Source organism: Flavimaribacter sediminis, from assembly GCF_019492055.1.
GTDB lineage: Bacteria > Pseudomonadota > Alphaproteobacteria > Rhizobiales > Rhizobiaceae > Flavimaribacter > Flavimaribacter sediminis.
Genome location: NZ_JAICBX010000004.1, coordinates 383361 through 395265 on the forward strand (window position 1 = coordinate 383361; position 11905 = coordinate 395265).

Here is an 11905-nt window from a genome sequence, read left to right on the forward strand (position 1 = left end):
TAATATCCATGAATGAACATGCACAGATGAGGACCGGATATTCTGCCTGTCCGCACGACTGTCCCTCAACATGCGCCCTCGAGGTCGATATTGCGGACGGCAACACGGTGACCCGTCTGCGCGGCGATCGGGAGCAGACCTATACCGCCGGGGTCATCTGCGCCAAGGTTGCGCGCTACGCGGAACGGCTCTACCACCCCGACCGGTTGCTCAAACCGATGCGGCGAAAGGGCGAAAAGGGAACTGGCGAGTGGCAGGAGATGGAGTGGGACGACGCTCTGGACCTGGTCGCCGAACAATTCATTCGCGCCGCACAGACACACGGCTCCGAAACCGTATGGCCATATTATTTCGCCGGAACCATGGGGCTGGTGCAGCGCGATTCAATCCACCGCCTGAGGCACGCCGCCAAATATTCCGGGCAGTTCGACAGCATTTGCACCAATGCTGCCTGGACGGGCATCGTGTTGGGCACAGGGCTTCTTGCCGGACCTGACCCGAGGGAGATGGCGAAATCGGATTGCGTGGTGATTTGGGGCACGAATGCGGTCGCGACGCAGGTCAATGTAATGACCCACGCAACGCGCGCTCGCAAGAAGCGCGGCGCGAAAATCGTCGTCATCGACATCTACGACAATGCTACCGCACAGCAGGCGGACATGAAGCTGATCCTGCGTCCTGGCACGGACGGCGCTCTGGCTTGCGCCGTCATGCATGTCCTTTTCAGGGACGGCCTTGCCGATCGGGACTACCTGGAGCGGTACACGGATGATCCGGCCGGCCTTGAGGCGCATCTGAAAACCCGCGATCCTGTCTGGGCTTCGGCTATCACCGGGCTGGCCGCAGAGGAGATTGAAGCCTTCGCGCGACTGGTTGGCGAAACGCCGCGCACCTATTTGCGACTGGGTTACGGTTTCACGCGCCAGCGCAACGGCACCGTGAACATGCACGCCGCCATGTGCATTGCGTCCGTTACCGGCGCCTGGAAGCACGAAGGCGGTGGCGCCTTTCATAACAATGGCGGAATATACGGCTTGAACACCGCCGAAGTCACAGGACTTGGTATGCGGGATGACAGTGTGCGTTATCTCGACCAGTCCCAGATCGGCCGGGTGCTGACGGGAGACCCCGAGGCGCTGCGACATGGCCCGCCGGTGACGGCGTTGCTTATCCAGAACACCAACCCGGTGAATGTCGCGCCGGAACAGCGTCTGGTCCGACGCGGCTTTGCGCGCGAAGATCTTTTCACGTTCGTCCACGAACAATTCATGACGGAAACCGCCGATATGGCTGATGTGGTGTTGCCGGCGACAATGTTTCTGGAACATGACGATATCTACAAGTCGGGCGGAAACCAGCACATCGTCCTCGGTCCGAAACTGGTGGATCCGCCGGAAGGCCCGCGCCCGAATCTCGATGTCCTCAACGGTCTGGCGCGTCGTCTTGGCGTGGATGCGGATCCGGCTTTCCACAAGACGGCGAATGAACTGATCGACAACATGCTGCGCGCCAGCGACCGGAGCGATCTCGCAACCCTGGAACGGGAGCACTGGCTCGATTGCCAGCCGGATTTCGAGATGTCGCATTACCTCAACGGCTTCAACTGGCCGGACGGCAAATTCCGTTTCCGTCCGGACTGGTCCGGTTCGCCGGCCCCCAACCGGCCGCCGAAGTCTCTCGGAGCGCTCGGACCCTATCGGGACCTGCCCGAATTTCCCGATCATTTCGAGACGATCGAGGAAACCAGCGATGCGTTTCCGTTTCGACTGGCGACGTCGCCGGCTCGCTCCTTCCTGAACTCGACCTTTTCTGAAACGCCGTCATCGCGGAAGCGGGAGGGGCGGCCCGAAGTTCTTGTCGAACCCCATGACGCCGAAGAGCTGGGAATTTCTGACGGCGACATCGTCACGCTTGGAAACGAGCGTGGAGAAGTCCGGCTTCATGCAAAGGTGACCGAGGGATTGAAGCAAGGGGTGCTGATTTCCGAAGGTCTGTGGCCGAACAAGAGCTTCCTGGACGGCGAGGGAATCAACGTGTTGACCGGCGCCGACTGCATTGCGCCCTACGGCGGCGCGGCCTTCCACGATAACCACGTGTGGCTTCGCAAGACGGGCAACTGAGCTATCTCTGGGAGCGGTCGAGCCAATCGCGCAGTCCGTCGCCGATGAGGCTCATTGACAGCGCCGTGATGAAAATCAACGCGCCGGGCACTGCAGGCAGCCACCAGTGCAACAAGATGTAGTTGCGGCTGTCATTGAGCATGAGGCCAAGCGACGTCAGCGGCGGCTGTATGCCCAGTCCCAGGAATGACAGGCCTGCCTCCAGAATGATTGTCTCTGGCAGGTTCAGAGTGAACTGGACGGCCATGGCGCCAGCGATATTGGGCCCGATATGAACGAAATAGACCCTCCAAAGAGGTAACCCCATGGAACGGGCCGCTGCGGCGTAGCCACGCGTCTTTGCGTCCAGAACAAGGCCGCGCGCCAGCCTTGCGTAACGCTCCCAGCCCTGAAAGCCGACAACGAGAACGAACAGAAAAAGATCGTTGCCGAAAAACGCGATCACAAGAAGGGCGAAGATCAGGAAAGGCAGCGCTGCCTGGACATCGACCAGCCCCATCACGATTTCCTCGACGAGGCCGCGTCTGTGAGCTGCGAGCGCGCCGAGCGAAGTACCGACAACTGCCCCTATCAACGCTCCGAAGAAGGCGACCGCCATGGATATTCGGATAGAATAGATCGCCCGGCTGAAGACATCCCGACCGAGATGGTCAGTACCCAGCCAGTGTCCTGGCGGACCGCCTGCAAAACTCGGCGGCTGCAGGCGCAGGAGCAGATCCTGTTCGGCATAGCCGTAGGGCGCAATCCATGGCGCGAAAACAGCGACAAAGACCATAAGTCCGAGCCAGACGCATGCGGCGACTAGCACCGGAGAACTTTGCCTAACCGCGGACGCGGATTGCCGGATTGAGAAATGCATATGCGAGGTCGACCATAAGGTTTGCGAAAATCATTGTGGCGGAGAAAAGCAAGACGAGCGCCTGGACAATTGCGAGATCGCGGCCGGCGACCGATGTGACGAGCAGGCGGCCGATGCCCGGCCAGGCGAAGATCCATTCGACGATCACCGAACCGCCGATCAGCCCGCCAAGAAAAAGGCCGATTATCGTGACGAGCGGTATCGCAGCGTTCGGAAGTACTTCTCGGCGCATGATGGTGTGTCCGGCCCAGCCCTGGGATCTCGCTGCCAGAACATGCGGCTGGCCTAATACTTCCAGCACTGCAGCCCTGGTGAAACGGGCGATGACGGCGCCGTAGGCGGTCGCGAGCGTTATGACGGGCATGATCAGATGCTGCGGCGTGCCGTAACCGGAGGAGGGCAGCCAGCGCAATTCGACGGCGAACAGCCAGATCATAAGGATGCCCATAACGTAGCCGGGCAGCGCGTGCCCTGCGACTGCTGCGGCCATGACCAGCCGGTCAATCCAGCTTCCACGGTTCAGGGCGGCGGCAATGCCTGCAGGAAGGCCAATCGCCAGCATCGCAACGAAGGTCCAGCCCATCAATTCAAGCGTGATCGGAATGCGTTCGGCAATAATGCCGACCACATCTCGTCCATCGACGAACGACCGTCCCATCGTGCCGTGGAATATGCCCTGCCAATAGCCGACATATTGCTGCCAGAGCGGCTGGTCGAGGTTCCACATGCGCCGATAAAGTTCGATGATTTCGGGCGGCGTTGTCTCTACCGGCAGCAATGACTGGACAGGGTCGCCGGTCACGCGCAGAACAACGAAAGTTGTGGTCACGACGGTCAATGCAGTCAGGATCGCGCGTATCGTGCGGATGAAGATGAAACGGATCACGCTGCGGCCTCCCAATGCCGGCCAGATGTTTCGACATCTACCGCATGGCATGCCGTGAAACGGCTGTCCGCTCCTGCCTGAAGCGCCGGCGTCTCGACCCTGCATCGGGCCGCGGCCCTGGGGCAGCGTGGGTGGAAGGGGCAACCGGATGGCATTTGGGCTGGGTCGGGCGGATCGCCGCGCAGAATACTCCTGGATTTGCGACGCTTCGGATCAGTGCTGAGGACAGCGGAAAGCAAGGCCTGCGTATAGGGATGCTTCGGAGCGTGGTATATGTCGTCTGCTGGCCCGATTTCCACAATCCGTCCGAGATACATGACCGCAATACGATCCGAGACGTAGCGGACAACCCGAATGTCGTGGCTGATGAATATACCGGTAAGGTTGAAGCGATCGCGAATATCGGCGATCATTTCGATGACCTGCGCCTGCACGGAAAGGTCGAGGGCGGAAACGGGTTCGTCAAACACAACGATCTGCGGTTCTACCGCGAGCGCTCGAGCGATGACGGCGCGTTGCCGCTGGCCTCCGGAAAGCTGATGGGCGTATCGCGACGCATGCTCTGCTTTCAGATTGACCGCCTGGAGCAATTCAAGCATCCGACTTTGTGTATCGTCTGTGATTCGATGCGTCTGCAAAACCTCAATGATCTGATGCCCGATCGACAAACGGGGATTGAGCACGGACAAGGGGTCCTGCCAGACCATTTGTAGCTGACGGCGCGAGTTGCGGAAGGCTTCGCCGTCTTCAATAACGAGTGGCTTTCCACCAGCGCGAATGTCGCCAGAGCTCGGTTTGTCCAAGCCGACGAGCAGTCGGCCGAAGGTGGATTTGCCGCATCCCGATTCCCCGACGACCCCCAGCATTTCGCCCGGTTGTACGGTCAGGTCAATGCCATTGAGTGCGTGGACTCGGACGCGGCCGCGGGCTTCGAATAGACGGGAAAGGCCGCGCGCCTTAAGGCCGATTGCCTTCGTCGCGTTCGATGGGCGATTGCACGGCGGATTTTTGCGCGACGTTAAAGCTGATGCGCGACCCAGTTCCGGAGGTATGGATGCAAGCAGAGAAGCCGTATAAGGGTGTTGCGGAAACGAAAACAGGCGGTCGGCCGGCGCTTTCTCAACCACGCGGCCAGCGCGCATGACGGCGACATGGTCGGCGGCTTCCGCGATGACGCCGAAATCGTGACTGACGAGCACGAGGCCCATGCCGCGTTCGGCTCTCAGTTCTGCCAGAAGGTCGAGGATTTGCGCCTGGGTCGTTACGTCCAGCGCCGTGGTTGGCTCATCGGCGAGCAGGATTTCAGGGTCACCAGCCAGAGCGCCAGCGATCATCACGCGCTGGTTCTGCCCGCCGGAGAGTTCGTGCGGATAGGCGCGCAGACGCGCTCGCGCCGCCGGCATGCGCACGGAGTCGAGAAGGCGCACGGCTTCCGCTTCGGCGGCGGCCCCTGTCAGCCCACGGTGCAGCTTGACAAGACCGGAAAGAAAGGGCCCGATCCGCCGCAAGGGGTTCATCGTTGCGCCCGGGTCCTGGAATATCATTGCGATGCGCCGGCCGCGTATGCCCTTGCGACCGGGCGCAAGCGGCTTTCCGTGCAGCCGAACCACTCCCGCGCTTTGTTTTAGCGCGCCAGGCAACAGATCCATGATCGACAGACAGGTGAGGCTCTTTCCCGATCCGGATTCACCCACTATGCCGAGCGCGCCGCCGGCCGGCAATATGAGAGATACGTCCGAAACCTGCTGGGTCTGGGGCGCAGACCGGTGCGCAACGGATAGCCCTTCGATTGAGAGTTGAGGTGTGTCAGCGGCCGTTAAGGCCGCTGACGATAGCGTTGGGATCTGCATCAATCGAACGCAAGATTATGCGGCCGCAGCTCCATCCATTCGAACGTGACGGGGCTCCAGCCAATCGAGGACTGAATGCCGTAGAGTTCGTACGGCCGATAAAGCGGCGTGCCGGGCGCTTCATCGTCGAAAATATCCAGTGCGCGCTGGAACGCGGCGCTGCGTTCCGGACTGTTCGGCATCGAACGGATTTTACCGAGCAAGGCGTTGAATTCCTCCGGCGCCTTCCATCCGTAGTTTTTCTGAACGTTGGAGCCTTCGTGCCAGTCGGTCGTCAGCGGTGTGACTGGGTCGGTCAGCGGGAAACCGTTCGACCAGTTGCGGCTCATCAGACCGTCGCCGGTGACCTGTCCCCAGTTTTCCTTGATCTCGATTTCGACATTGAGACCGGCTTCCTGCCACCATTGCTGCATGGCCTGGGCGGCGGCGACGGAATTGACGTAATAGTCGTTGAGCGTGCGATAGGTGATCGGTTCGCCCGAGTATCCGGCTTCTGCGAGCAGCGCTTTAGCGCCCTCGATATCCTGCCGGTACGGCGCGCGACCCGGATCGTATGCCTCTCCCTGCATTGGAAGCTGAAAGCCGTTGGTCACGCCGGCGAGGCCAGCCCACAGAGCGGTATTGAGGGCGTCGCGATCGATACACTTGTGCATCGCGCGGCGGACTCGCTTGTCAGCCAGAACATTGTCGACCTGATTGTGAACCACGAGATGGGTGTTTTCGATTTGTGCGCCGCGGCCCTCGACTTCCTCGTAGCGTTGCAAAAGCGGAATATTGTCCGGATTCAGCGCACAGGCGATGTGGTATTCGCCAGAAATCAGACCAGCAACGCGGGTCGCGGTTTCGGGGACAACGACAAAGGTCACCGTGCGGGCGGTCGGGCGGCCACGCCAGTAGTCGTCATTGGCTTCCAGCACGACGCGGTCGCCGCGCAGAAATTCCTTCAACTTGTAGGGGCCGGTGCCGATGGGCGCGGTGCCGAAACCATCGAGCCCCTTGTCTCTGAAATACCCTTCAGGCACTACCCAGCCGATCCAGGATGCGAGCCGTTTTTCCATTGCGTAGTCTGGTCCGTTGGTAACGAACTCGACCGTCGAGTCGTCAATGACGCTGACTTCAGCGAGATCGGGTCGGAAATAGGCGGCGCGCGGGGTGAGCGGTTCGGGGCCGAACATCCGGTCGTAGCCGAACGAGAAGGCCACGTCCTGAGCGGTCATCGGCTCGCCATTGTGGAAAACCACGTCGTCGCGCAGCGTAACGCGAACGGTATGGTCGTTAAGGCGCTCAACGTTGGTCGCAAGACCGGGTTCGATCACCGCGCCCGAACCATCGGGATTGGCAAGAAAGTTGCGGTAGAGAAGCGTGTCATACATGGCGTTGACGACGCGCATGCCGACATTCGAAATGGCCGCGATCGGTTCGAGGTTGTCGACGAGACCCTGCACGGCGATAACCAGATCGGGGCGATCGGACTGGGCCAGGGCAGGGGTCGGGAAGCGCAATGTGGCGGCGCCGGCGAGAGCGGCCGCGCCGGTCATAAAGCCGCGGCGCGTAGGACGGATAAGGTGAGACATCGGAGCTCCTAATGGGCGTGAAGAGGAGAGAATGGAGTTCGCTGATCAGACGCGAACTGGAAACATCCGGATGTTTGTCTCGAGACATAACAGAGGCGTGACACCTGCATGAAGTTTCCTTTACGCGGTTGTGTCAGCGAATTCGAAGAAGACCGGCTGGTGGTCAGACCCTTGCGCGTCATTGTCTATCCAGGCGCGTCTGACCATCCTCGCGAGCCTTGGTGTGGCGAAGCAATGGTCGATCCGTTTTCCGAAGCTGTTGAAGGATATGGTGACGCCGTGCTCTTCTGCATGACCTGCGGCCACCCAGGCGTCCACGAAACCCCTCAGTTCGCCGACACGGCCGTGGTGTTCGGTCATCTCGCCGATAAAGAGGTCATATTCCACGCTATCGGGCGAAAAATTGAAGTCGCCCATCAGGATGATGTCATCCGGCATTGGAGGGGCTGGATTGTCGAACCATCCCGCGTCGAAGGGACCGCCCCAGGTTGCACCGGTCGCCGGTCCATCGAGCAGTATCTTTTTCGCCGCTTCGATTTGCGGCAGTCTTGTTTGCGGCCCGATATGATCGAAATGCACCGAGGCGAAGCGCAGCGGACCAATGGGTGTCTTTATCACGGTTTCGAGCATTGCCCGACGGGAGTGCACCTGGCCATGCAAGGCCGTCTTCGGAAGGAGGTGGTTGGCTGATGCAAGGATCGGCCAGCGTGAGATCACCATGTTTCCGAATTGTCGCCGGCGATTGACGACGCGACCTTCGACGAAGGTGGAGGCGTCAGCGTCGACACCAGGGCCATAGACCCAATACATGTGCGGTAGCAGCGCGGCGATCTCCGCTGCCTGGTCGATCATGCCCGAGCGATCAACAAACGTATCCACCTCCTGGAGGGCGATGAGGTCCGGATTTCCCAATTCAGCTACGATACGCTCTAGATCGTAGCGGTCGTCTTTACCCTTGCCATACTGGATGTTGTAGGTCGCGCAGAGCATGTTGACTCCTTGTCTTTGGGGCGCCGCTTCTCCAGTCGAGGCGCGGTTAAGTCAGTGACGGTTTCTGATGAAGTCCGGTCGGCGACCGGTGTAGAACTGTCGCGACCTGGCGTCTTAATCGTCGTTGGTCGCCGAAATGGTGAACCTGACCCGGGCCGTGGACCAGACCGTCTCGGAGTAACAGATCGGAGTTCCGTCGATCAGCGTATCGACCGAGTGCAGGATCATCACCGGCATATCAGGATGCTGCCGCAATAACTCGGCCTCTTCTGGCTGGGCCGGGCGACTTTCTATGGTGGTTTCGGCCCTGAAATAGTCGGTGATGCCATAGGTTTTGTAGGTCTCGGTTGCCGACAGGAGAAGGCTCTGCCGCTCGACGAAATCAGGAAAACGGATGGACGATCGCCATGCGACGCCAAAGCCGATAGGCAAGCCGTCCGCATAGGTGATGCGTCGCGATGAGATGGCTGGCTCGCCGTCCTCAAGCCGTAATACTTGTCGGAGCCCATCGCTTGGATCGGTCATCTCGGCATCGAGAAGTTCTCCGGTAACCTTGATGCCCTGTGGCAGGAGATTGCGGTGTACGCGTGTGCGTTTACCAATAGCGTAGACGATGCGCGGAACCGCTTCGACATAGGTGCCACGGCCCTGTTCGACGCTGAGCTTGCCTTCTTTGGCCAGTTCGGCGACGGCGCGTCTGACCGAGTGACGGCCGGCGCAATATATTTCAGCCAACTCGGTTTCGGTTGGGATGCGGTCGCCCTGGACGAATTTGCCACTGGCGATATCTTCGTCGATAGCGGCCCTTACCGTTTTCCATTTGTCTCGCAACATCGCCCGCCCATTCATTCGGATGAATGAGCAGTAATCTGGTTTCTTAACATATCCATGACAGCCAGGGCCGTGGTGATGCGTGTGAGCGGCTCAGCTGAAGTTCATCGCTTCGTGCCTTCAATGGGCGAGATCAGGACGACATCGTCGCAATCCGGCGCAGAGGCGTCGTCAAAAATTGTTTCGCCGCCGCTGCTCATTCGGATCCGGTCGGTGGCCGCCAGCCGGAGCATTTCCGGGTATAGCCGATGTTCCGCCTTTAGAACCCGTGCTGCGAGCGCATTCTCGTCGTCGTCCGGTCGCACCACAACGGCGGCTTGTCCAATGATCGGGCCGTCATCCATCCCCTCATTGACGAAATGCACGGTGCATCCGTGGATCCGCATGCCGAGTGAAAGCGCGCGTTTGTGTGTTTCGAGCCCAGGCAGATTCGGCAAGAGGGAAGGGTGGATATTCAGGATGCGCCCCTTCCACTGTCCGACAAATTCGGCGGAGAGGAGGCGCATATATCCAGCGAGGCAAATAATGTCAGGTTCGATGGAACTCAGAGCATCGAGCACGGCCGCTTCGTGTGCGCTGCGCGATCCGAAACCGGAGCGCGGTATGGCGAATGTCTCGATGTTTTCTCGCGCCGCCAGAGCCAGACCGCCTGCTTCCGGGTTATCCGAAAGGACGGCGACGATCCGGTAGGGACAATCCTGTGCCGCGCTGGCAGCGATCAGCGCTCCCAGATTGCTGCCGCGGCCCGAAATGAATACGGCGACCCGCTTGACGGACTTTCCGGTCATAGACCCAGCGCGCCTCGATAACGCACGCCGGGTTCGGACGGATCGCGTTCGACAATCACACCGATCTGTTGGGCCGTTTCGCCGTTGGTTCCGAGCGAAGCCGTCAACGCGGCGACGTCTTCAGGAGCGGCGATTGCGATCATGCCGACGCCGCAATTGAAGGTGCGCAACATTTCAGCAGGTTCGATTCCGCCGGTAGAAGAAAGCCAGGAGAACACGGGTGGAGGCGCGAGGGCTTCGAGATCGATTTCGGCGGCGAGGCCGGCCGGCACAACACGCGGAATGTTTTCCGGGAAGCCACCCCCGGTGATGTGCGCCAGCGCCTTGATGCGATCGGTGAAGCGCAGCGTTTCCAACAGGGATCTGACATATATGCGCGTCGGGGTCAGCAGCGCTTCCGACAGGCTGATGTCCGGTGCAAAAGGCGCTGGGTCGTCCCAGGACAGTCCCGCTATTTCGACAATCTTGCGGACAAGCGAAAATCCATTCGAATGCACGCCGGAAGACGCCAGGCCCAGTATGACGTCGCCTGACTGGACTGCGCCCGACGGGAGCAGCCGGCCGCGCTCGGCCGCGCCGACGGCGAAACCGGCCAGATCAAAATCCTTGTCCGCATACATCCCTGGCATTTCGGCGGTTTCTCCGCCAATCAGCGCGCAGCCCGCCTGGCGGCATCCGTCGGCAATGCCTGCGACGATAGCTTCGCCTTCTTCCGGATCCAGCTTGCCGGTCGAAAGATAGTCAAGAAAGAACAGCGGTTCGGCGCCTTGCACGATCAAGTCATTGACACACATGGCGACCAGGTCGATCCCGACTGTGTCCAGCCTGCCGCTTTCGATGGCGATCCTCAGTTTCGTGCCGACGCCGTCATTTGCGGCGACAAGGACAGGGTCCTCGAAGCCTGCGGCCTTGAGATCGAACAGGCCGCCAAATCCGCCGATTTCGCCGTCTGCTCCGGGACGCCTTGTTGAGCGCACAAGCGGTTTGATACGTTCAACCAGCGAATTGCCGGCGTCGATGTCGACACCGGCGTCGCTGTAGGTGAGGCTGTTCTTTCTGGCGTCCGTCATGTTCCTGTCCGGGTAGTCGCTTTTCGGCGAGATTGCACGGCGCGGATCATCGTGCAAGACGCCAATCGTCCTATTCCAACATTAGCATCCCGACGTGGCGCTCGACCAAGCAAATGCCGGTATTTTCGAAGCCACCCGTAAAACATTGTTTTGCCGTGTTTTTTTAGTCGAATGCAAAGCATGAACAGGCATACAGAGCCACATTGCAAACCTCCGACTCGGTTCATGACGGCGAAACGCATATAATTTCGCCGGCGCATTTCACGGGGGATCGTGTTCCGGAGGAAGATCAGTCTTATAATCCACCGGAATAGGCCCTAAGTCATGTCGAGGACGATGACGATTCTCATGGAGGAGAGGAGCCAGGCGTCGCCGGTTCCACAGAGTATTCTGATCCGATGACCATTCCCAATATCATCACCTTTTGCCGTTTCCTCATGGTCCCGGGCGTCATCTATGCGCTTCTGCAGGGCGAGATGGTGCCGGCCTTCGTCATCTTCGTCCTGGCAGGATTGTCCGACGGAATAGATGGATTCATTGCCCGGCAGTTCAATCAGCAATCGGAACTGGGAAGCTATCTCGATCCGATCGCCGACAAATTGCTTCTGATCAGCGTCTTCATCATGCTGGCGATCCTCAACTACCTGCCGCACTGGCTGGTGGTTCTGGTGGTGTCGCGCGATGTGCTGATCATGATCGCCGTCGTTCTGTCCAGCCTGATGACGCATCCGATCACGGTTAATCCATTGCTGGTTTCCAAAGCCAACACGGCTTTTCAGATCGCACTCGCAGCCATCGTTCTAGCGGAGCTTGCCTTCGAGGTTCGCTTTGGCGACCTGCAGACAATTCTTGTCTATGTCGTAACGCTTCTGACCATTTTATCCGCCGGAGCCTATCTCCGCGTCTGGATTCATCATATGACAGATGTGGAGTGACG

General features: G+C 59.7%; 10 protein-coding genes. 2 read left to right on the forward strand and 8 right to left on the reverse strand.

Going from position 1 to position 11905, the window contains the following annotated elements:
• Window positions 1–8: 8 nt before the first annotated feature.
• On the forward strand, window positions 9–2120 hold the full coding sequence (locus tag K1W69_RS20850) for a molybdopterin-containing oxidoreductase family protein (protein WP_220230371.1): 2112 nt from the start codon (window positions 9–11) through the stop codon (window positions 2118–2120).
• Between the two features lies 1 nt (window position 2121).
• Here K1W69_RS20850 and K1W69_RS20855 read toward each other — a convergent pair whose 3' ends face one another.
• The 8 genes from K1W69_RS20855 to purM form a co-directional block, all read right to left on the reverse strand.
• Window positions 2122–2928: an ABC transporter permease gene (locus tag K1W69_RS20855; protein WP_370688282.1), complete on the reverse strand. Its 807-nt coding sequence runs from the start codon at window positions 2926–2928 to the stop codon at window positions 2122–2124.
• A 13-nt stretch (window positions 2929–2941) separates the two neighbouring features.
• On the reverse strand, window positions 2942–3865 hold the full coding sequence (locus K1W69_RS20860; RefSeq protein ID WP_220230373.1) for an ABC transporter permease: 924 nt from the start codon (window positions 3863–3865) through the stop codon (window positions 2942–2944).
• Window positions 3862–5715 (reverse strand): dipeptide ABC transporter ATP-binding protein, encoded by a 1854-nt coding sequence (locus K1W69_RS20865; RefSeq protein WP_220230374.1) that lies wholly within the window; start codon window positions 5713–5715, stop codon window positions 3862–3864. Before K1W69_RS20865 ends, K1W69_RS20860 begins: the two co-directional genes overlap by 4 nt.
• A complete protein-coding gene (locus tag K1W69_RS20870) occupies window positions 5715–7289 on the reverse strand; it encodes an ABC transporter substrate-binding protein (protein ID WP_220230375.1) in 1575 nt (524 codons plus the stop codon). Before K1W69_RS20870 ends, K1W69_RS20865 begins: the two co-directional genes overlap by 1 nt.
• A 120-nt stretch (window positions 7290–7409) precedes the next feature.
• The gene (locus K1W69_RS20875) at window positions 7410–8279 is read right to left on the reverse strand and encodes an endonuclease/exonuclease/phosphatase family protein (RefSeq protein WP_220230376.1); all 870 of its coding nucleotides are present in this window, start codon (window positions 8277–8279) and stop codon (window positions 7410–7412) included.
• A 114-nt stretch (window positions 8280–8393) separates the two neighbouring features.
• A complete protein-coding gene (phnF, locus tag K1W69_RS20880) occupies window positions 8394–9113 on the reverse strand; it encodes a phosphonate metabolism transcriptional regulator PhnF (protein WP_220230377.1) in 720 nt (239 codons plus the stop codon).
• A gap of 101 nt (window positions 9114–9214) precedes the next feature.
• A complete protein-coding gene (purN, locus tag K1W69_RS20885) occupies window positions 9215–9898 on the reverse strand; it encodes a phosphoribosylglycinamide formyltransferase (protein ID WP_220230378.1) in 684 nt (227 codons plus the stop codon).
• On the reverse strand, window positions 9895–10968 hold the full coding sequence (gene purM / locus K1W69_RS20890; RefSeq protein WP_220230379.1) for a phosphoribosylformylglycinamidine cyclo-ligase: 1074 nt from the start codon (window positions 10966–10968) through the stop codon (window positions 9895–9897). The genes purN and purM overlap by 4 nt, the downstream gene beginning before the upstream one ends.
• A 398-nt stretch (window positions 10969–11366) precedes the next feature.
• Between purM and K1W69_RS20895 the strand changes: the two genes are divergently transcribed.
• On the forward strand, window positions 11367–11903 hold the full coding sequence (locus tag K1W69_RS20895) for a CDP-alcohol phosphatidyltransferase family protein (protein ID WP_220230380.1): 537 nt from the start codon (window positions 11367–11369) through the stop codon (window positions 11901–11903).
• Window positions 11904–11905 lie beyond the last annotated feature (2 nt).